Source organism: Natrarchaeobius chitinivorans, from assembly GCF_003841505.1.
Taxonomy (GTDB): domain Archaea; phylum Halobacteriota; class Halobacteria; order Halobacteriales; family Natrialbaceae; genus Natrarchaeobius; species Natrarchaeobius chitinivorans.
Genome location: NZ_REGA01000001.1, coordinates 374,232 through 395,878, shown reverse-complemented (window position 1 = coordinate 395,878; position 21,647 = coordinate 374,232). Strand labels below are relative to the sequence as shown.

At 63.2% G+C, this 21,647-nt stretch carries 17 protein-coding genes; 9 read left to right on the top strand and 8 right to left on the bottom strand.

The features are described from left to right. The first annotated feature begins 306 nt into the window (after positions 1-306). From lonB to EA473_RS01865, 3 genes are all read left to right on the top strand, one after another. Positions 307-2,514 carry an ATP-dependent protease LonB gene (gene lonB, locus EA473_RS01875; RefSeq protein WP_124193958.1) on the top strand — a complete coding sequence of 736 codons (2,208 nt, stop codon included), beginning with the start codon at positions 307-309 and terminating at the stop codon, positions 2,512-2,514. Beyond that, positions 2,515-3,510, top strand: a complete 996-nt coding sequence (locus EA473_RS01870) for a CPBP family intramembrane glutamic endopeptidase (RefSeq protein ID WP_124193957.1) — start codon at positions 2,515-2,517, stop codon at positions 3,508-3,510. A gap of 86 nt (positions 3,511-3,596) precedes the next feature. Continuing rightward, a complete protein-coding gene (locus EA473_RS01865; protein WP_124193956.1) occupies positions 3,597-3,941 on the top strand; it encodes a hypothetical protein in 345 nt (114 codons plus the stop codon). Between the two features lie 121 nt (positions 3,942-4,062). On the opposite strand, the gene EA473_RS01860 is transcribed toward EA473_RS01865, so the two are convergent. Continuing rightward, positions 4,063-4,734 (bottom strand): HAD family hydrolase, encoded by a 672-nt coding sequence (locus EA473_RS01860; RefSeq protein ID WP_124193955.1) that lies wholly within the window; start codon positions 4,732-4,734, stop codon positions 4,063-4,065. A 278-nt stretch (positions 4,735-5,012) separates the two neighbouring features. On the opposite strand from EA473_RS01860, the gene EA473_RS01855 reads away from it, so the two are divergent. Further along, positions 5,013-6,194 carry a 3-dehydroquinate synthase II gene (locus EA473_RS01855; protein WP_124193954.1) on the top strand — a complete coding sequence of 394 codons (1,182 nt, stop codon included), beginning with the start codon at positions 5,013-5,015 and terminating at the stop codon, positions 6,192-6,194. A gap of 24 nt (positions 6,195-6,218) precedes the next feature. Here EA473_RS01855 and EA473_RS01850 read toward each other — a convergent pair whose 3' ends face one another. Both EA473_RS01850 and EA473_RS01840 read right to left on the bottom strand, forming a co-directional pair. After that, the gene (locus EA473_RS01850; RefSeq protein WP_124193953.1) at positions 6,219-6,674 is read right to left on the bottom strand and encodes a zinc ribbon domain-containing protein; all 456 of its coding nucleotides are present in this window, start codon (positions 6,672-6,674) and stop codon (positions 6,219-6,221) included. A gap of 279 nt (positions 6,675-6,953) precedes the next feature. Next, entirely contained in the window at positions 6,954-7,586 is a 633-nt protein-coding gene (locus tag EA473_RS01840) for a hypothetical protein (RefSeq protein ID WP_124193952.1), read from the bottom strand. A 485-nt stretch (positions 7,587-8,071) separates the two neighbouring features. Between EA473_RS01840 and EA473_RS01835 the strand changes: the two genes are divergently transcribed. Beyond that, on the top strand, positions 8,072-8,341 hold the full coding sequence (locus tag EA473_RS01835) for a HalOD1 output domain-containing protein (RefSeq protein WP_124193951.1): 270 nt from the start codon (positions 8,072-8,074) through the stop codon (positions 8,339-8,341). Positions 8,342-8,469: 128 nt separating this feature from the next. On the opposite strand, the gene EA473_RS01830 is transcribed toward EA473_RS01835, so the two are convergent. Together EA473_RS01830 and EA473_RS01825 are read right to left on the bottom strand one after the other, a co-directional pair. Next, positions 8,470-9,150: a type I 3-dehydroquinate dehydratase gene (locus EA473_RS01830; protein ID WP_124193950.1), complete on the bottom strand. Its 681-nt coding sequence runs from the start codon at positions 9,148-9,150 to the stop codon at positions 8,470-8,472. A 75-nt stretch (positions 9,151-9,225) separates the two neighbouring features. Next, complete coding sequence (locus tag EA473_RS01825; RefSeq protein WP_124193949.1) at positions 9,226-10,206, bottom strand: transcription initiation factor IIB; 981 nt, start codon at positions 10,204-10,206, stop codon at positions 9,226-9,228. Positions 10,207-10,424: 218 nt separating this feature from the next. On the opposite strand from EA473_RS01825, the gene yjjX reads away from it, so the two are divergent. After that, on the top strand, positions 10,425-10,946 hold the full coding sequence (yjjX, locus tag EA473_RS01820; RefSeq protein WP_124193948.1) for an inosine/xanthosine triphosphatase: 522 nt from the start codon (positions 10,425-10,427) through the stop codon (positions 10,944-10,946). A 208-nt stretch (positions 10,947-11,154) separates the two neighbouring features. After that, complete coding sequence (locus tag EA473_RS01815; RefSeq protein ID WP_207890134.1) at positions 11,155-11,388, top strand: DUF7123 family protein; 234 nt, start codon at positions 11,155-11,157, stop codon at positions 11,386-11,388. Between the two features lie 136 nt (positions 11,389-11,524). Here EA473_RS01815 and EA473_RS01810 read toward each other — a convergent pair whose 3' ends face one another. The 3 genes from EA473_RS01810 to EA473_RS01800 all read right to left on the bottom strand — a co-directional run bounded on the left by EA473_RS01810 (position 11,525) and on the right by EA473_RS01800 (position 14,738). Beyond that, positions 11,525-12,148, bottom strand: coding sequence for a winged helix-turn-helix transcriptional regulator (locus EA473_RS01810; protein ID WP_124193947.1), 624 nt, complete (start codon positions 12,146-12,148; stop codon positions 11,525-11,527). An 83-nt stretch (positions 12,149-12,231) separates the two neighbouring features. Then, complete coding sequence (locus EA473_RS01805; protein WP_124193946.1) at positions 12,232-13,335, bottom strand: SPFH domain-containing protein; 1,104 nt, start codon at positions 13,333-13,335, stop codon at positions 12,232-12,234. Positions 13,336-13,556: 221 nt separating this feature from the next. Next, the gene (locus tag EA473_RS01800; protein ID WP_124193945.1) at positions 13,557-14,738 is read right to left on the bottom strand and encodes an SPFH domain-containing protein; all 1,182 of its coding nucleotides are present in this window, start codon (positions 14,736-14,738) and stop codon (positions 13,557-13,559) included. A gap of 209 nt (positions 14,739-14,947) precedes the next feature. Between EA473_RS01800 and proS the strand changes: the two genes are divergently transcribed. Together proS and gltB are read left to right on the top strand one after the other, a co-directional pair. After that, positions 14,948-16,435 carry a proline--tRNA ligase gene (proS, locus tag EA473_RS01795; RefSeq protein ID WP_124193944.1) on the top strand — a complete coding sequence of 496 codons (1,488 nt, stop codon included), beginning with the start codon at positions 14,948-14,950 and terminating at the stop codon, positions 16,433-16,435. A 594-nt stretch (positions 16,436-17,029) separates the two neighbouring features. After that, positions 17,030-21,631, top strand: coding sequence for a glutamate synthase large subunit (gene gltB / locus EA473_RS01790; RefSeq protein WP_124193943.1), 4,602 nt, complete (start codon positions 17,030-17,032; stop codon positions 21,629-21,631). The last annotated feature ends 16 nt before the right edge of the window (positions 21,632-21,647 follow it).

Here is a 21,647-nt window from a genome sequence, read left to right as displayed (position 1 = left end):
ATCAGGTGTGGGATGATGTACAGTGGTTACTATTGGGTCTGTACCCGGTTGGCGTCTCGCGGATACCGGCGCGCGAGGACTCTCCCGGTTTGTGGTCAATTTATTCGACGAGTCTCGAGATTCGACGCCGTCTACCCGCTCGCTGAAATCCCCTGCCCGATCCAGCCGTTCTCCGCTGCCAACCGCCAACTCCCAATCGTCTTTCTCGGGCGCTGTAACTGACGGTTTCACCCACTGACACCTAACTCGGCATGGAGAAAGTATATCAGTGGCAATCCCTTCGAGACAGGTACCGAACAGAGTTCTATGAGCAACGATACGAACGTTGACGATCCTCCCGAAGACGCCCCTGATTCCGCCCCCAAAGAGGACGGAATCGCCGAGCAAGATCGCTCACAGGGACGTCAGGGAGACCGGTTGCCGCCGGAAGAAGAGGACGGCGACCGACGCGAGGATGTCGACGATCTCGAGGATTCGATCGACGAATTCGGGCCGGACCCGGAACCGGATCCGCACGAAGACGGGTCGGCAGACGGCGACGATATCGAGACCGTCGAGGACCTCGGCAGTACAGTCGAGGTCGATCCCGGCGTCGAGGTCGACGAGGAAATCGCCGAGGACGACCTCCTCGGCGGACTGAAAATCGATACGACCGCGGACATCGAAGTCCCCGACCGACTCGTCGATCAGGTCATCGGACAGGACGAAGCGCGAGATATCATCATCAAAGCGGCCAAACAGCGCCGTCACGTCATGATGATCGGTTCGCCCGGAACCGGGAAGTCGATGCTCGCGAAGGCGATGAGCCAGCTCCTCCCCCAGGAGGACCTACAGGACGTCCTCGTCTATCACAATCCTGACGACGGCAACGAGCCGAAAGTGCGGACCGTTCCCGCCGGCAAAGGCGAACAGATCATCGACGCCCACAAGGAGGAAGCCAGAAAGCGCAACCAGATGCGTTCGATCCTGATGTGGATCATCATCGCGATCATCATCGGATACGCGATTCTCGCGAGGAACATTCTCCTGGGCATCCTCGCGGCGGGTATCATCTGGCTTATCTTCCGATACACCTCCCGCGGCACCGATGCGATGGTGCCGAACATGATCGTCGACAACGGCGATCAGCGCACCGCTCCCTTCGAAGACGCCACGGGTGCCCACGCCGGCGCACTGCTTGGCGACGTCCGACACGACCCGTTCCAGTCCGGCGGAATGGAGACGCCGAGTCACGACCGCGTCGAACCGGGGTCGATACACAAATCGAACAAGGGGGTGTTGTTCGTCGACGAGATCAACACGTTAGACGTCCGCACCCAGCAGAAGCTGATGACGGCGATTCAGGAGGGCGAGTTCTCCATCACGGGCCAGTCCGAGCGCTCCTCGGGCGCGATGGTCCAGACCGAACCCGTCCCCTGTGACTTCGTCATGATCGCCGCGGGGAACCTCGATGCGATGGAGAACATGCACCCCGCGCTTCGCTCGCGCATCAAGGGATACGGGTACGAGGTCTACATGGACGACACCATCGAGGACACGCCCGAAATGCGGCGCAAGTACGCGCGCTTCATCGCCCAGGAGGTCGAACGCGACGGCCGACTTCCCCACTTCACCCGGGACGCCGTCGAGGAACTCATCCTCGAGGCAAAGCGCCGCGCAGGTCGGAAGGACCACCTCACGCTCCTGTTCCGTAATCTCGGTGGACTGGTTCGGGTCGCCGGAGACATCGCCCGCGCCGAGGATCGCGAGCACACCACCCGCGACGACGTCCTTCAGGCCAAAGAGCGCTCGCGATCGATCGAACAGCAACTCGCCGACGACTACATCGAACGGCGCAAGGACTACGAGCTGCAGGTCACCAAAGACGGCGTCGAAGGACGGGTCAACGGGCTCGCCGTCATGGGCGAGGACTCCGGGATCATGCTCCCCGTGATGGCCGAAATCGCCCCCGCACAGGGCGGCGGGCAGGTCATCGCGACGGGCAAGCTCAAGGAGATGGCCGAGGAGTCGGTCCAGAACGTCTCCGCGATCATCAAGAAGTTCTCGGACGTCGACCTCTCGGAGAAGGACATCCACATCCAGTTCGTCCAGGCCGGCCAGCAGGGCGTCGACGGCGACTCCGCCTCGATCACCGTGGCGACAGCCGTCATCTCCGCCTTAGAGGACATCCCCGTCGACCAGTCGGTCGCGATGACCGGCTCGCTGTCGGTGCGCGGCGACGTCCTCCCCGTCGGCGGCGTCACTCACAAGATCGAAGCCGCCGCGAAAGCCGGCTGCAGCAGAGTCATCATCCCCAAGGCCAACGAACAGGACGTGATGATAGAAGAGGAGTACGAGGAGATGGTCGAGATCATTCCGTGTTCGAACATCAGCGAGGTACTCGACGTCGCGCTGATGGGAGAGCCACGGAAGGACTCGCTGGTCGACCGCCTCAAGTCGATCACCGAGAGCGCTTTCGACCAGGGACAGGGGGCCGTCGGTTCGGCCAGCGGCTCGAACCCGAGCCCACAATAGATGCCCCAGCCGACGGCGTTCGTCGCGATTGCGGGCGTCGTCCTCGCGCTGTTACTCGTTCTCTCGCATCTCACGCAGTCGGCATTTACCGACGGGGACGGTTCTCTCGAGAACTCGACCGGACCCGCTGATACCGCCGACTCGCAACGACAGCCGAATTCGTTCTTTGCAGACGAACCCTCGAGCGAATCGCTCGAGGAACGGGACGATCGACGGGAGTCGAACGCGGTCACCGAGGAATACGAACCGAACGAGGTCTCCAAAGGGCGCGAACCGAACGACGGCTTCGACGAGTCGGAACAGAGGGGTGGGGAGGCCGACGCCGTCGATCGCACGAGGAAAACCCGAGGCCGATCAGGCACCCAACAAAAGGGCGTCGACCCCTCGGCGATGTCGACCGGAATGGTGCTCGCGAACGTCGCCGTCTCACAGGGGCTGTTCGCGCTCGTGTTGCTCGGGGCGGTCCTCTATACCGGTATTCCGGCCGACTGGCTGGGGATCGAGTTCTCGAGATCGTACCTCGAGACGGGACTCGTGTTGGGGACGGTAGCGGGCGTCGTCCTCTACGTCGGCAACGAACTCGGGGCGGCGTTCGCGACCCGATTCGGGTTCGACCACGACGAAGGGCTGCGGGAGTTGCTCGCACCCGATTCGGTGCGGGGGTGGCTCGTCTTGCTCCTGGTCGTCCTGCCGATCATTGCCGTCTTCGAAGAGTTGCTCTTCCGTGCGGCACTAATCGGCGTCGTATCGGCCGGTTTCGGCGTCTCGCCGTGGGCACTCGCCGTCCTCTCCTCGATCGCGTTCGCCGTCGGTCACGGCGTCCAGGGGACGGTCGGCATCATCGTCACCGGAGTGCTCGGGTTCGTCCTCGCGGCGGTGTTCATCCTCACCGGTAGCTTCCTGGTCGTCGTCGTCGCTCACTACCTCATCAACGCCCTCGAGTTCGTCGTCCACGAGGCCTTCGGCCTCGAGTGGGCCGAACCGCTCGAGCGCTGAGTCGCGACACCCCCAGTAAAGTCCGGTCAGATCTCGAGGCCGACTCGTCTCAGTATCGATAAGGGGGTGGCGGGAGATATCCGCGTATGAGCGGTCTCGAAGACACACCGGAACGAGTGTATCGGGCGATCTTTCTCGGCATCGTCCTCTACTTCGTCCTGTTTGGCTACGCAACGATTGCGAACGACCCGCTGGCCCTTTTCGCCTCGGAGTTCGTCTTCGGGGTCGTCGCCGTCGGCGTCGGAACGGTACTCTTCTTGCAGGCCGACCGATCGGCACCGGCGATCCTCGGTGCGTCGCTCTGTCTCGTCGCCGGGGGCGTACTCCAGTTCGCGCACCTGTTTTCCCGACTCCAGCTGCTCGACGACGCGTCGTCGATCGCCGTCTTCGTCGGCATCGGGCTGTACATCGTGGCGGTCTGGCTCGAGTAGGAATCGGCGCACTCGGACGGGCTGGTGTTGCTATGTTCCGGTCGGTCCCACCCATTGTGGCCACACTGACACCGACCGACACTCTACCAGTTGACACCGGATCAGCTGGCAGTAGACCGGGTCAGACGATCCGCTCGAACGCCTCGAGGGTCGACAGTTCGTACGTCGGCTGGTGATCGCCGCCTCTGCCGCGGCCGGTGTCGATCCACGCCGAATCCAGGCCCATCGCGTTCGCGCCGGCGACGTCCGCGTGCAGCGAGTCGCCGACGTGGATCGTCGTCTCCGGAGTTGCCTCGAGTTCCGAAAGCGCGTACTCGAAGGGAGCGCCGTCTGGTTTCGGGTAGATACCCGCGCTCGGTTCGGTAAACACGCAGACGTCGAAGGCGTCGTCGATGCCGAGTTCGCGGAGCTTCTTGGTCTGGGTCGTCCGCCCGCCGTTCGTGATCAGGCCGACGCGTCCACGCTCGCTCGCGTACTCGAGTGCGGCCGCCGCTCCCGGTCGAAACCGCACCGCGGTCGGATCGCGGATCTCGAGGTACCAGTCGGTGAGGCGAGAGGAGACCGCGGGATCGACGTTGGCACGGGTCGCAACCTCCGAAAAGAGGTGTTCGTAGAACTCGCGATCGGTTTCGGCCGTCGGCAACGCGGGGACTGCCGCCCGCAAGTCCGCGGGCGTACAGAACTGCTCGAGGCCCGCCCGCTTGAACGTCCGCTCGAGCAGGGTCGACGCGTCCTGCGTGGGCTCACACAGGGTGTTGTCGAGGTCGAAACAGACCGCGTCGTATTCGGCCATCTACCGAGTATTGGGAGCGGACGGTTCTCAACGTTTCGCTACCTTCGTGGACCACGCTCCGTCGATATCCGGTCCGGTGCGTTCCAGAATATCGCCGACGATCCGTATCAGTGGGTGGTATACGTGGGGCAGGTACAACACCACACCTTCAGGCCGGAGAGATCGACAATCACTACCGAAATCGTATCCTCACTCACGTTTCTCTCCTCACTATCGGCACAAATTGCCGTTCTATGTGATCCGCCACGTTCAAGCCACTCCCCTTCGACCGTCGAGTTATGAGCCGATCCGTGTGGATAAAAGCCGACGACACCGTCGGCGACTGGGACGACCGCCGCGAGCGGATAACCACCGCGCTCGAGGCGGGTGTAGACTGGGTACTGGTCGACGAGGACGACGTCTCTCGGGTGCGAGAACTCGGGGATATCAACGTCGCGGCGTTTCGGACCGACGGGGACGTGACGCTGGTCGACGACGCCGAAGACGACGGCGATTCCGACGCACAACCCGACGCCATCGTCGTCGGCAAGGACGGGGAAGGCGACGCGACGATCGACATGCCCGAGGACCTCTCGGGGTCCGCCGACCTCTCGACGCTCCGGCGCGACGTCGAACTCGAACGGGGCGCGTACGTTCGCATCCTCGGCAAGGAGTACGAACGATTCGCCGAAACGGCCGCGGAAGTTGCCGACCACACGATCGTCGTCGGGGAAGACTGGACGATCATCCCCCTCGAGAACCTGATCGCCCGGATCGGCGAGGAGACCGACCTCGTCGCGGGCGTGACGAGCGCCGAGGAAGCCAGGACGGCGTTCGAGACGCTCGAGATCGGTACCGACGCGGTGTTGCTGGATTCCGACGACCCCGACGAGATCCGCACCACGGTCGAGGTCCGCGACCAGGCCGAACGCGAATCGCTCGACCTCGAGTACGCGACGGTGCTCGACGTCGAACGCGTCGGCAGCGCGGACCGCGTCTGCGTCGACACCGGCAGCCTCCTCGAGCACGACGAGGGGATGTTGATCGGATCGATGAGTCGTGGGCTCGTGTTCGTCCACGCCGAAACCGCTGAGTCGCCGTACGTCGCCTCGCGGCCGTTCCGGGTCAACGCCGGAGCCGTCCACGCCTACGTTCGAACGCCCGACGGCGGCACGAAGTACCTCTCGGAACTGCAAAGCGGCGACGAGGTTCAGGTCGTCGACACGAACGGAAACACCCGTGAAGCCATCGTCGGCCGGGTGAAAATCGAGAAGCGACCGATGTTTCGCGTCGCCCTCGAGACCGACGACGGCGACCGCGTCGAAACCCTCCTTCAGAACGCGGAGACGATCAAGGTGGCGACCGGTGACGGCCGGAAGGCGGTGACGGACCTCGAGGCCGGCGACGACCTCCTGTTGTACTACGAGGATACGGCCCGGCACTTCGGGGAAGCCGTCGAGGAGAGCATCATCGAGAAGTGACGGCGACCGGTCGACGGCCGGCGTTCAGGGTTTGAGTTCCGCCGCTTGCGCGTCGGTCGACTCCTCGTCAGCCTCGTCCGGTTCGACGGGCTCGAGGCGGGTCGTACACCAGTGACAGAACGTCAGATCGTCGTCGAGTTCCTTTCCGCACTCCGGACAGGTCGGTCCGTCGGCCGACTCGTCGCTCGAGCCGGGGGGGATGCCGAGTGCGCGAAACGCGGAATCGATCGCTGCAAACAGGACGATAAACGAGAGGACGAACTGCCCCATCGTATCGATCTCCTCTGAGACGAGGTCCAGGCTGTCACCGACCGAGTTGACGGCGGTGACCTGATCGACCGACGGGAGAAAGATCACCACGGCGGAGAAGTACAGGCCGGCAAACACCAGGGCTCTGAGCCAGTCCCTGATGAGGGCATGACCTGCACCGGGCAAAAGCACCGAGAGGCCGGCGGCGGCGAGCGCACGAAGCCATGTCATGTGTAGACCCTAGGAGGGCCGACTGGTTAACATTCCGATTCACGACCGAATCGGGCCGCGTTCTCCTCGCTTCCCGCCTCGTTTCTGTTTCGGATGCGATTTATACTGTCACACGGAACTGTTTGCGGTTCGGGCGCTCCACTGTGGTCGTCACCCCGGTGACTGCCGGGAACTAGTGGTCGGCTGTTCGCCGGATTCGCGGTCGACTGCACCCCGAATTTGCGGTCGACTGCTCACTGGATTTACGGCCGGCTGCTCACTGACTGTTGTTCGACGGCGTTAGCAGTCGACCACGGGCTCTCGAACCAGTAGCGACCCACACCGGAGACACTGGACCGATAGCTGACACTCCGTGGATCCGTCCGATTCGTCCCCGTTTCGGCCACCCGCAAGCGATCCGTCGCAGGTCGGACACCGCTCGAGAAACAGCCGGAGTGCGGTCAGTACGAGCCGTCGTTCCCGTTGCTCGAGGGTTTGCCACGTCGGATCGGTTTCACACAGGACGGCCGTCGCCGCCAGGTCCGCAAGAAACGCGCCGTCGGACGGCCAGCACCCGACCTGTTCTCGATCGCAGGTCGCGGCGAAGCCGTCGTCGGTGACTTCGAGCGCGAGCCGATCGGTTCCGCGGTCGAGTCGGTCCGCAAGCTCCTCGAGTCGATTGCCACTCTCACGGATCTCTCGCATTCGGTCGTCCCACGCGCTGTGAAAGGTCGACTCGAGGCTGAGTCCGTCCTCCCCGTTCCCCCGGTCGACGTCGACGACGGCACTGGTCGACCGCAACAGCGTTTCGGCGGCGGATTCGCCCGAATCTGGCATATCCGTGCCGGTCCGTTCGCGCGGCAGTTCGGCATCAGTCCCGGCTGTTCGCCACCCCCGCAGCGACTCGAGGACGGTCGATGCCATCGCGTACATACGGCTCAATCCGGCGGACCGACCCATTGGTATGGAGTCGTTACCGACTGGAACGAGCCGTGAGTGAGCGAAGCGAGCGAGAACCGCGGAACGGTAACGGGGAGAAACGACCTGCGAGCGAACGAGGTAAACGAGAACCAAGTGCGATCGGTGTGTAACTCGTTTCAATTGGTACTGTGATCGCCGTGGCCCTTCGTCTCGTTCGCTACGCCGTCCGTTCGGCCTCTCGTCGATGTTCGATCGGGTCCAAGTCTGGACTGGCGGGCGAACTCGATACGGATTCGGTACGATCGTCGCTCCACCGACGGTTCGGACTCTTCGTGGTGATCGCCACTCGCGTCCTTGGACGAAATCTAATCAAATTTTAAATATATTGAATAGAATATAGGGATCGACGATACACAATGAATTTTATACGGAGGTTCGGTCCAAAGTCCAGAACCATTTTAAGGTAGAATACTGCACGAAGAGTAACGAGGACCATTATGTGTCAGGAAGAGAGAAAGACGCGGAGCGAATACCCGGTCAGTCTCGCCGTAATCGAAGCCGTCGCCGAACGGGACGGTGTCGATCCCGTCTCGCTTCCACCACTGTACGAGTCCATTCCACCCGATGCCCTTGATTCGCTGTTCGATGATCGGTCGACCGATTCGGAGCGAGCACTCGCAGTCGAGTTCGCCTACCACGGGTATACGGTGACGATCACGGACGACGAGGGAGTCAGGATTGTGGAAGCCGACCGAAAGATCGACTGATCCGGAGGCGGTTCCGTATCGCCACTTCGAACCGGGACCGGTTCCGTACCGACACTTCGACCGGTAACGAGTAGCGACACGCGACGACACTCGAGGTGGTCACACGATAGACCAGCGCACACTCGAGCCTACTCGAGGTCCGCGATGAGTCCCGAGAGCGTTTCGAGGTCGTACTGTCCGGGTGCGGTCGCTTCGGCGGGGTCGACGGGCGCGTAGCCGATTTTCGATCCGTAGACGGGTGCAACGGCGCGCGTGTGGCTGCCGGCTTCACCCATCGCCATCGTCGCGACCGCCTCGCCGTCCGCGGCGAGTCGGTGAGTGATCGCCAGCACGGCCAGCGTATCCGCTCGCGTCTCGGCCGTCACGGCGAGCTTTCCGACGTCGGCGCGCTCGCAGGCGTCCGACAGCGTCTCCATCATCTCGATCTCGTCGGGCGTTCCGTCGAAGTCGTGGGCCGACGCGACGACCGAGACGTCCGCGTCGCGTGCCGCGTCGCGGAGACCGTCGGCCGAGTCGGATCGAAGCGACTCGAGTTCGACGTCGATCGCTTCCACCCCTTCGATCTCGAGAGCCTCTTCGAGGACCGCGAGGCGGTCGTCGTCCCCGCCGTCCCACTCGCCGCCTTCCCAGGCGGCGCGGTTCGTCGCCAGAATCGGAAGGTCGCCGTCGTAGGCTCGAAGCGCCTCGAGGGGGTCGTCGGCGAGGTCCATCCGGAACTCCACGGCGTCGGCGTGTTCGCGAGCGGCCGGTTCTTCCGTGAGGTCAGCGGTCGCGGCGGCGAGAACGAACGAGTCGAAATCCAGGGACATTCCTGTCCGTTCCGTACACGGGCATCCGAAAAACGGTATCGCTTCGACGCCCGCCGATCGGGGGAATCCCGACGATCAGGCCATCCCGATGGTTTCCTCGGCCTCGAGCAACTCGTGGTAGCGGTTGCGGATCGTGACTTCGGAGATGTCGGCGACGTCCGAGACGGCGGCCTGGGTAGTCTTCTCGTTGGTCAAAAGCGCCGCGGCGTACACCGCAGCCGCGGCGAGACCGACTGGCGATTTCCCCGAGTGGACGCCCTTTTCCTTGGCGTTCTGGAGGAGACCGCGCGCGCGGTGCTCGGCTTCGTCCGAGAGTTCGAGTCCCGAGGCGAACCGCGGGACGTAGCTTTCGGGATCGGCCGGCTGGACCTCGAGACCGAGTTCGCGGACCACGTAGCGGTAGGTGCGGGCGATCTCGTTTTTCTCGACGCGGGAGACGTCCGCGATTTCGTCGAGCGAGCGGGGAACGCCGGCCTGTCGGGCCGCGGCGTACACACAGGCCGTCGAGACGCCTTCGATCGAGCGGCCGGGCAGCAGGTCCTCGTCGAGCGCGCGCCGGTAGATAACCGAGGCGGTCTCGCGGACGTTGGTCGGCAGGCCAAGCGCCGAGGCCATGCGGTCGATCTCGCCCAGCGCCTGTTTCAGGTTGCGCTCTTTGGAGTCACGGGTCCGGAAGCGCTCGTTCCACTTGCGCAGGCGCTGCATCTTCTCGCGCTGGCGCGATCCCAGTGAGTTGCCGTAGGCGTCCTTGTTGCGCCAGTCGATGTTCGTCGACAGCCCCTTGTCGTGCATCGTGTTCGTCGTGGGCGCGCCGACGCGGGATTTCTCGTTTTTCTCGGCGGCGTCGAACGCTCGCCACTCGGGACCGCGGTCGACCGAATCCTCCTCGACGACGAGCCCACACTCCTCACAGACCGTCTCACCGTGTTCGTCGTCGACGACGAGGTTTCCCGCACATTCGGGGCAGGCGAGGTCGTTTTGCTCGCTTTCGGTTCGTTCGTCGGCCGTTTCGTGTTCGCTACGTCGTACTCTCGTGCTCGTTGGTGCGTTTGTCATACGATGGCATCGGCTCCCCGGACAACTGACCGCAAAAGTCCGGATAGATTCGTTACCTACAGCGTTCATAGACTCAGCGTATAAGGGTTTCGAAATGTGTATCGCTCACCGTCCGAAAGTCGATAATTCGGGTGATCTGGTATGGCACACCAAAACATTCAAGCTGTGTTTCCAGTCCGAACCGGGAACCCCAAGCACAGGGCCGATCAACGACGCGTATGAGGGTTGCCGTCGGCACCACGAATCCAGTCAAACTCGAGGCGGTCGAACGAGCGCTCCAGGATCACACCCCGTCGGTGACGTCGGTCGCCGTCGACTCCGGCGTTTCAGAGCAACCGCGGTCCGTCGCGGAGACGGTGACCGGCGCAAAGAACCGCGCCCGGCGTGCGTTCGACGGAAGCGACGTGGCCTACGGCGTCGGTCTCGAGGGCGGGGTCGCTCGCCCGACGGACGGTTCGGACCTCTTTTTGATCATGTGGGCAGGGGTCACCGACGGGTCGCGTCTCGAAGTAGGCAGTGGCCCGTCTATCCGGCTTCCCGACCGCATCGCGGAGCGACTCGAGACCGGCGAGGAGCTGGGGCCGGTGATGGACGACGTTCTCGGTACCGACGGAATCGCGGAGGCAGACGGTGCGATCGGCGTTCTCACCGATGGGATGACCGACCGCACGCGGGCGCTCGCGCACGCGGTCACCTGCGCGTTCGGTCCGTTTCAGACCGATCAGTACGAACGCCGATGAGAAGCCGACTTCGGTCCCAATCCGTGCTTACCTCCGGTAACAATCACGCTTTCCTGACAGTCGCTGGAGTGGATGTATTAACCGGACGTACCAACTGATCCTTTCCTTCCGATTATTGTCCGATTACTATCGCACAAAACCGCACGACTGCGGTGTATTAACCGCACGTACCAAACCCCCTAAGGGCGTTCCGGTTGTCTTCGAAGATATGAGCACTGCAATGGCCCCCGACCTCACGAGCAAACAGCGCCAGATTCTCCAGTACCTGCAGGAGAACGCCGCGACGAAGACGTACTTCAAGTCCCGGCTCATCGGACAGGAACTCGGGATGACGGCGAAAGAGGTCGGATCGAACATCACCGCACTTCAACAGGGCGAATACGATATCGAGATCGAGAAGTGGGGGTACTCCTCGAGTACGACCTGGAAGGTCAACGTCTAGACGACCCCGGACGGCTCGTTTTCTCGGACTGTTGTTTCGACGATACTCGTCCCGACAGCCGTCGCCGTTCTACAGATCGCTATTCGAGTGAGAGAAAGGCGGGAGAATGGCTACGAGTTCGGTCGTGTAGCGGACGTCACTCGTCGGTATCGTACTCGAGGAACCGATCCGCATTCCGGGCGAGTTCCGTCGACCGCTCCCCGAACGAATCCGCGTGGCGGACGACGAGCAACAGGATCGTCGCTGGCCGTTCGAGCGCGTATCCGTCTTCTCGCGAGAGCAATCCGGCCTCTTCGAGTTCGCCGGCGTACTTGCTGACGGTCGGCGGGGACACCTCGAGGGAGTTCGCGAGGTCGCCCGCAGTCGCGTCGGGATCGAAGAGGAGTTCGATCAGCATTCCCCGCGGAGTCTCCCGGCGGAGGTATCCGAGTGCGTGTTTTTCGAACTCGTCGAAGCGGCCGGCGAGAACGAATCGCTTGTAATCGCCGTCACGGTAGCGTTCGATTACTCCGTGATCCTCGAGACGGCGAAGGTGGTGTTGGGTCTCACCGGTCCCGAGCTGGAGGTCGTCGCGTACTTTCGAGAAGTGGGCACCCGGCGTCGTCGAAAGGTAGCCAGCGATCGCATCGCGTGCGTCGCTCTCGCCCGTGTTGGCTGCTGCCGATTCCGAGAAGCCGGCGAGCGGAGCGCCGGCTCCGAGCGCGGCGAATCGGCGGAGGGTCGCCCGTTTTTCGTCGTCGACCCCGTCGGACGGTGTCATATCCACGTACTGTCCGAAATGAGGTCAATGGTAAAACCGGTTTCGCTCCGTTTCGTTCTTCGGACCCGGAGTGTCTCGATTCCCTACGCGTTCGTCGCAGCGTCGTCGAGGTTTTCGTCGGATTCGACGACCCCCGAGCCGTCCGTCTCGACCGCTCGCACCTCTCCGTCGATCGCGTCGGTCCCCATCTCGGCGTCCTCGAGTTCGCCGACGATTTCGGCGATGTCGTCGAGCCCGATCAGTTCGCGGGTTTCCTCGTCGAACTCGAGGCTCTCGAGCTGGTCGCCGTCTTCTTTGACGTCGCTGCCCGAGAGGTGTTTGCCGTACCGGCCGACCATCGAGGTCAGTTCCTGGGGCATGACGAACGTCGTGGACTCGGACTGACCGATCTCGGTCAGGGCGTCCATCCCCTTGTCGATAACGGCGCGCTCGCCCATCGATTCGGCCGAGCGGGCGCGCAACACGGTCGAAATCGCGTCACCCTGTGCCTCGAGAATCTGGCTCTGTTTTTCACCCTGTGCGCGGATGATCTCACTCTGTTTGTCACCTTCTGCCTTCTCGACGGCGCTGCGGCGTTTCCCCTGGGCCTCGAGGATCATCGCGCGCCGGCGTCGTTCGGCGGAGGTCTGTTTCTCCATCGCCTGCGTTACCTCTCTGGTCGGGTTGACCTCGCGAACCTCGACGCTCTCGACGCGAATCCCCCACTCGTCGGTCGGTCCCTCGAGTTCCCGCCGAATGCGGGTGTTGATCTCCTGGCGTTTGTTCAGCGTATCGTCGAGTTCCATGTCACCGATCACGGCTCGAAGCGTCGTCTGAGCGAGGTTCGAGACGGCCCGTTTGTAGTTGTCGACCTCGAGGAACGCTCGCTTGGCGTCCATCACCTTGATGTAGACGACGGCGTCTGCGGTGACCGGCGAGTTGTCCCGCGTGATCGCTTCCTGGCGCGGCACATCTAGGGTCTGCGTCCGCATGTCGTAGCTGTAGGTTCGAGAGACGAACGGTGGGACGAAGTTGATACCGGGCTCGAGTAGCTTACGGTACTCACCCAGGACCGTAAGCGCCTTCTTCTCGTAGGCGTCGACGATCACGACCGAACTCCAGAGCACGGCGAGAACGACGAGTAACACCAGAACACCGACGACCACTCCGATGACCGTTGTGATAACCAAACCTGCGCCAGGGACCATACTCGCACTCTCATAGCGACGACAATAAATATTCTCTTCTGACACGACCGTAAGAATAGGAACGATCTGCTGGAAGCTGCCAGCGAGACGACGACGACGAACGTCGGCACGCGGGCAGTTTCGAGCGCGGCTGTCGCGTCGCCGGGCCGGTCCCGTCGGCCGGAAATCGGTAGAAAAGGCGAAAACGTAGTCTCCCCTGTCTCGAGGTGAGTCGGGCCGGATCAGTCGTTCGTCGACGCGTCCTCGGTGTCGCCGACCGGCGCGTCGGCACCGCCGTCGGTCTGTCCCTGGAACTCCTGATCCATCTCTTCTATGACTTCGTCCGGATCGGAAATCTTCGCCGGATCTTTGCCCTCCTTGATCGCCTGTGCCTCCTGTTCCATCGCTTCGACGTCCATGTCCGCTTCCTGATCGATTTCGCCGATGATCTCGGCGATGTCGTCCAGCCCGATCAGTTCGCGGGTCTCCTCGTCGAACTCGAGGCTCTCGAGCTGGTCGCCGTCTTCTTTGACGTCGCTGCCCGAGAGGTGTTTGCCGTACCGGCCGACCATCGAGGTCAGTTCCTGGGGCATGACGAACGTCGTGGACTCGGACTGACCGATCTCGGTCAGGGCGTCCATCCCCTTGTCGATAACGGCGCGCTCGCCCATCGATTCGGCCGAGCGGGCGCGCAACACGGTCGAAATCGCGTCACCCTGCGCTTCGAGAATCTGGCTCTGTTTTTCACCCTGTGCGCGGATGATCTCACTCTGTTTGTCACCTTCTGCCTTCTCGACGGCGCTGCGCCGTTCACCCTGGGCCTCGAGGATCATCGCACGGCGTTTCCGCTCCGCGGACGTCTGTTGTTCCATCGCACGCTGGACGTCCTTCGAGGGGTTGACCTCGCGGACTTCGACGCTCTCGACGCGGATTCCCCACTCGTCGGTGGGTTCGTCGAGTTCGGTCCGGATCTTCGCGTTGATCTCCTGGCGTTTGTTCAGGGTGTCGTCGAGTTCCATGTCACCCAGCACGGCTCGAAGCGTCGTCTGGGCGAGATTCGAGACGGCCTTTTTGTAGTTGTCGACCTCGAGGAACGCCTTCTTGGCGTCCATCACCTTGATGTAGACGACGGCGTCTGCGGTGACCGGCGAGTTGTCCCGCGTGATCGCCTCCTGGCGGGGAACGTCTAGGGTCTGCGTCCGCATGTCGAATCGGTAGGTGTTCGAGACGAACGGCGGGACGAAGTTGATACCGGGCTCGAGCAGTTTTCGGTATTCGCCGAAGACGGTCAACGCCCGCTTTTCGTACGCGTCGACGATTTCGACGGCGCTGAGCAACGCGGCGAGAACGACTACGAGGGCAAGTGCACCGAGGAACAGCAGTGCACCCCCCGTCGTCTGCATGGGGATCAGTTCTAGGACCATACCCTGATCTTGTGGCGGTGACGGGAAAAGCGTTCCCTTGTTTGAACGACATATGCGGGAGAGAGTGTCCTCCGTCGAGCGATCTCGAGGATCGACAGATGAGGCTGCCGGGCGACGACCGTAGATCTGCGAGGCGGTTTCGTTTCCCCAGTCGGTGTGACATCCGGCCTTCGCATGGTTTAAGAGCGCGCTGGCTGAGTGTCGAACTAATGAGCGACGAGAGCCAGGAACTCGGCATCACCGAGTCGAAATCGCACAAACCCGGCGAGTGGTACGCCGAAGTGGTCCAGAAAGCCGACATCGCGGATTACGCGCCGATGGGCGGCTTTATCGTCACGAAGCCCCGGGGCTACGCGCTCTGGGAGCGCATCCAGGACGCCCTGGACGGCTGGTTCAAAGAAACCGGCGTCGACAACGTCTACTTCCCGATGTTCATCCCCGAGTCCTTCCTCGAGCGCGAAAAGGACATCGTCGAGGGCTTCGACCCCGAGGTCGCATGGGTGACCCAGGGCGGCCACGACGAACTCGAGGAGCGTCTCGCCGTTCGACCGACGAGCGAGTCGATCATCGCCCCCTTCATGGCCGACTGGACGCGCAGCCACCGGGATCTGCCGTTGCGGATCAACCAGTGGTGTTCGGTCGTCCGGTGGGAAGCGACCGAAACGAAGCCGTTCTTCCGGACCAAGGAGTTCCTCTGGCAGGAAGGCCACACCGCTCACGCGACCAACGAGAGCGCCTGGGAGGAGGTCTGGACCCGCCTCGGTCAGTACGAACGCGTCTTCGAGGACGTCCTCGCGATTCCGGTTCTGCGCGGCAAAAAGCCCGACCACGACAAGTTCCCCGGTGCGAATACGACGACGACCGTCGAGGCGTTGATGCCCGACGGCAAGTCAGTCCAGAGCGCGACGAGTCACCACCTCGGTCAGTCCTTCGCGGAGGCGTTCGACATCACCTTCGCCGACGAGGACGAGGAGGAGCAGACGGCCTACACCACTTCCTGGGGCCTCTCGTGGCGAGCGCTCGGCGCACTCATCATGACTCACTCCGACGACCAGGGACTCGTCTTACCGCCGACGGTCGCGCCCACGCAGGTCGTTATCGTTCCGATCTGGCAGGAGGAGACGAAAGACGACGTCCTCGAGTACGCGGCGGGAATCGCCGACGACCTCGAGGCGGCCGGCTTCCGCGTCGAACTCGACGATCGGGACGAACGGAATCCGGGCTTCAAGTTCAACGAACACGAGCTAAACGGCGTTCCCCTCCGCCTCGAGATCGGGCCTAACGAAGTCGAAGACGAGGAGGTCACGCTCGTCCACCGGCCGGATAACGAGAAGGAAGTCGAGGGGCGAGGCGGCCTCGTCGACGCCGTCGACGATCACCTCGAGACGATCTACGACAAACTGTACGACGCCGCGGCCGAGAACCTCGAGGACAACGTTCGCGAGGCCGACAGCCCGGAGGAGATCATGGGAACGATCGGGAAACACGGCGGTTACGTGAAAGTGCCGTGGTGTGGCGATCAGGCCTGCGAGGAGGTAATCAAGGAGAAAGTCTCGGCGGAGATCGTGATGCAACCGGTCGACGACCAGGGCGGAAGCTCTGCCGGCGTTCCACGACCGCCCGAGGACGACGACGCGGTCTGTGCGATCTGCGGAGATCCGGCGGACGAACTCGCGTACTTCGCGAAATCCTACTAGTAGCGTTCGGTTATCAGTCGACGGGTGGAACGGGACGAAACCGCCCGACCCACTCCGTCGCCACTTCTCACTGACTGTACTCCGGGTTTAGCATCGCGCTGATTATTCACCAAATCCAGTACGGATTCGCCGATTTCGGAAGCCCAACCGTGTGAGGGGTCATCAACCATACCTAATGGTTTAACCCAAGATTGCTTACCAGTGACTCTCCAATCGATACTGTGGTGTTCACGCTACTGGTGAACACTACGTGCCTCTGACACTTCTGTCCCTCACGGGTCGGCTCGAGCCGACCGGTGGGGGGTCGATTCATCCAATAGCTCGCGTGCACCCGTGTAACGGTGCGGACGTTCACTCGCACTCGAGTGACGGTTCCGACGTTCGCCTGTAGCCGAATGACGGTTCCGACACTCGCTCCCCGAGCTGGTTTCCGTCGCTGTCTCCGTGGTCCCTCGAGCGTCGAGAACGACGCTTCGGGCCAACCTGCCGACGAATTAATATCTGACGATGTACCTTATACCTGGTTATATGTGTTTATAATACACTTAGTCATTATGGGGTAACCTCATATATGCGGTCGCGGAATCGAGCCCTATGTCACAGCCACATCGCTCACAGCCTACTGAGCACCAGCGGGGGCTCGCAGACCCCGCGGACGCACGATCGAACTGCGGTGTCGGCGTCGTTATGGACCTCGACGGAGAGACGAGCCACGACGTCGTCGCCGACGGTCTCGAGCTACTCAGCAATCTCGAGCACCGCGGTACCACCGGTGCGGAGAAAGACACCGGCGACGGGGCCGGCATCTTGCTCCAGAAACCCGACTCGTTTTTCGAGGACGTCCTCGAGCGATCGCTTCCGGAGACGTACGCCGTCGGATCGATTTTCTTCCCGCAAGACGACGATTGCCGCGACGTTCTCGTTTCGCTCGTCGAGGAAACCCTCGAGCGGTACGACCTCGACGTCTTCGAGTGGCGGGACGTCCCGACGACCAACGCCGACCTCGGCGAGACGGCCGTCGACTCCGAACCGGACGTCTGGCAAGCGTTCGTCGCGCCCACTGACGACGTCGACGGTGCGGCGTTCGACCGCCGACTGTACGTCGCTCGCCGCGCACTCGAGAACGCCGTCGAGCAACGCGCTCGAGGCCCCTCAGACCGCGACGCTCGCGGAGACGATACCGAAGGAACCGACGTCGACAGCTTCGACCGATTCTACGTCTGCTCGCTCGACTCGAAGACCGTCGTCTACAAGGGGCTGCTCAAGGGGGTCCAGGTACCGAGCTACTATCCGGATCTGACCGACGACCGCGTCGAATCGAACTTCGTGATGGTTCACGAGCGGTTCTCGACGAACACGCTCGGTGCCTGGCACCTCGCACACCCCTACCGCAATATCATCCACAACGGCGAGTTCAACACCATCCAGGGCAACATCAACTGGATGCGGGCTCGGGAGACCGACCTCGAGAGCGAGGTCGTAGACGACATCGACGCCGTCAAGCCGGTGATCAACGATCCGGATCAGTCGGATACCGCAAGCGTTGACAACGCGCTCGAACTCCTGATGCAGGACGGCCGCGACCTCGAACACGCCCTGCGGATGCTCGTCCCCGAGGCCTGGCGGGGCGACGACGCGATGGATCGGGCCAGAAAGGACTGGTACGACTTTCACGCCTCGCTCGTCGAGCCGTGGGACGGCCCCGCGCTCGTCGCGGCGACCGACGGCGAGCGGGTCGGCGCAGTCCTCGACCGCAACGGCCTCCGACCGTGTCGGTACGACGTGACGACCGACAACCGGCTCGTGATGGCGAGCGAAGCCGGCGCGCTCGAGACCCCGCCGGAGGAGATCGAAGAGCGCGGGCGACTTCAGCCCGGCCAGCTGTTCCTGGCGGATCCGAACGAGGGCCGAGTCGTTCCCGACGACGAGATCTTCGAGGACCTCACGGACGACCGCTACGGCGAGTGGGTCGAGGCGGAACAGGTCCGGATCGACGACGTCCTGACGACGGACGACAGTTCGCCACGCGAGCCCGTCTCGGGACTGCGCGATCACCAGACCACGTTCGGCTACACGCACGACGAACTCGAGAACCTCATCGAGCCGATGACTCAGAAGGGGAAAGACCCCGTCGGCTCGATGGGCGACGACACGCCGCTTTCGGTGTTGACCGAGTACAACCGGCCGCTGTTCTCGTACTTCAAGCAGCTGTTCGCCCAGGTCACCAACCCGCCGCTCGATTACATTCGGGAGGAACTCGTCACCTCGATGGAGAGCCGACTGGGCCACCAGCGAAACCTGCTCGACGAGTCGCCGGAACACGCCCGCCAGCTCGTGCTGGACTCGCCGATTCTCACCGACGGGGAACTCGAGGCGATCCGCGACTGTGATGCGAACGGCGTCACCTCCGCGACGATCGACGTTACCTACGAGCCCGAGAGCGAGGAGCCGGGTCCGGATCTCGAGGCGGCGATCGAACGCGTCCGCGACGACGTGGTCGCGGCGATCGAGGTCGGTCACGACGTCATCGTTCTGTCGGATCGCAACGTCGGACCCGATCGAGTCGCGATCCCGAGCCTGCTCGCCACCGGTGGCGTTCACCACCATCTCGTTCGAAACGGGCTGCGAAACCACGTCGGGCTGGTCGTCGAGTCTGCGGACCCGCGTACCGTCCACCACTTCGCGACGCTCGTCGGCTACGGTGCCGGCGCGGTGAACCCGTACCTCGCCTACCAGACGATCGACGACCTCACGGCGGGTCCCGACGGCGCGGATACCGAAGTCGCGATCGACGCCTACGTCGGCGCGCTCGAGGACGGCCTCCTGAAGATCATGGCCAAGATGGGTATCTCGACGGTCGAGAGCTACCAGGGGGCCCAGATCTTCGAGGCCGTCGGACTCGACTCCGACCTCGTCGCAGAGTACTTCGAGGGAACCGAAAATCGGACCGAGGGAATCGGGCTCGCCGAGATCGAAGCCGACGTTCGGGAACGCCACGAGGCGGCGTTCGGCGAAGAGGAGGCCCAACTCGAGCGCCAGGGCGAGTTCGAACACCGGTCCGAGGGGATCCACCACCAGTGGAACCCGGCGACGGTCGGCGCGCTCCAGCAGGCGGTCCGGTCGAACGATTACGACCGCTACGGGGAGTTCGCCGAACAGATCAACGATCAACAGGAGAACCTCCAGACGCTTCGTGGCCTGCTCGAGTTCGACGCCGACCGCGAGCCGATCCCGATCGAGGACGTCGAACCGATCGAGGAAATCGTCCGGCGATTCTCCACCGCGGCGATGTCGCTTGGCTCGCTCTCGCCGGAAGCCCACGAGAACAATTCGATCGCGATGAACCGCATCGGCGGCAAGTCCAACTCCGGTGAAGGCGGCGAGCCACCCGAGCGCTTTGGAACCGAGAGGGAGTGCAACGTCAAGCAAGTCGCCTCGGGGCGGTTCGGCGTCACCTCGACGTACCTCTCGAGTGCGGACGAACTTCAGATCAAGATGGCCCAGGGGTCGAAACCCGGCGAGGGTGGACACCTCCCGGGCGAGAAGGTAAACGAGATGATCGCACACGTGCGCAAGTCGACGCCGGGCGTCGGCCTCATTTCGCCGCCGCCGCTGCACGACATCTACTCGATCGAGGACCTGAAACAGCTGATCTTCGACCTCAAGGCGGCCAACGAGGAGGCCGATATCAACGTCAAACTCGTCTCCGAGGCCGGCATCGGGACGATCGCCGCCGGCGTCGCAAAGGCAAACGCCGACGTGGTCCACATCTCCGGTCACTCCGGCGGAACCGGTGCGTCGCCGCGCACGTCGATCAAGAACGCCGGCCTCCCGTGGGAACTCGGACTGGCCGAAGCCAACCAGATGCTCCGTGCGACCGGGCTCCGGGATCGGATTCGGGTCTCGACCGACGGCGGCATGAAGACGGGTCGGGACGTCGCCGTCGCAGCTTTGCTCGGTGCAGAGGAGTACATCTTCGGGACGGCGTCGCTCGTCGCCGAAGGCTGCGTGATGGCCCGCCAGTGTCACAAGAACACCTGTCCGGTCGGCGTCGCGACCCAGCGCGAGGACCTCCGGAAACGGTTCCCCGGCGAACCCGAACACGTCATCAACTACATGACGTTCATCGCCCAGGAACTGCGCGAGATCATGGCCGAACTCGGCTTCGAGACGGTCGACGAGATGGTCGGCCGCGTCGACGTCCTCTCCCAGCGCGACGACGTTTCCCACCCCAAGGCCCGCAACGTCGACCTTTCGGCGGTGCTCGCCAACCCCGAGGGCGACGTTCGCCGGAAGATCCGCGAGCAAGATCACGAACTCGAGGACCAACTCGATCGCGATCTGATCGAGGCGGCGTCCGACGCCATCGAGAGTCAGGACCCGGTCGCGCTCTCGGCCGACGTGACGAACGTCGATCGGACGGTCGGTGCGATGCTCTCGAACCGCATCACTAGCCGCTACGGCGAACCTGGACTGCCGGCGGATACGATCGCCGTCGATCTCGAGGGGACCGCCGGACAGAGCTTCGGTGCATTCCTCGCAAACGGCGTCTCTCTGCACCTGGATGGTGGCGCAAACGACTACGTCGGCAAGGGGCTGTCAGGCGGGAAGATCACCGTCCGAACGCCCGAGACGGCGTCGTACGATCCGACGGAAAACGTCGCGATCGGGAACGTCGCGCTCTACGGCGCGACCGACGGACAGCTGTACGTCAACGGCGTCGCCGGCGAGCGCTTCGCCGTTCGAAACTCCGGCGCGAAAGCCGTCGTCGAGGGCGTCGGCGACCACGGCTGTGAGTACATGACCGGCGGCGTCGTCGCGGTTCTGGGCGAGACGGGCACGAACTTCGCGGCCGGCATGTCGGGCGGCGTCGCCTACGTCTACGATCCGGACGACGAGTTCGCGCCGAAGGCCAACACCGGGATGGTCTCGCTTCACGAGGAACTCGAGGACGAAGACGAGCGGATGCTCCGCCGACTCGTCGAGAACCACGTCGCCTACACCGGCTCGGATCGCGGCAGCGAACTGCTCGAGAACTGGGCGGAATCCCTCGAGGCGTTCGTGAAGGTCATGCCCGAGGCGTACCACGAAGCGATCACCGAACAGGGATCCGACGACGTTCGCGGCGAACTTCCCGGTCCGGCAGAGACGGAGTTCGACGGCGACTCGACGCGGTTCGCCGCGAGCGACGACTGATACGGTCTGCTATGAG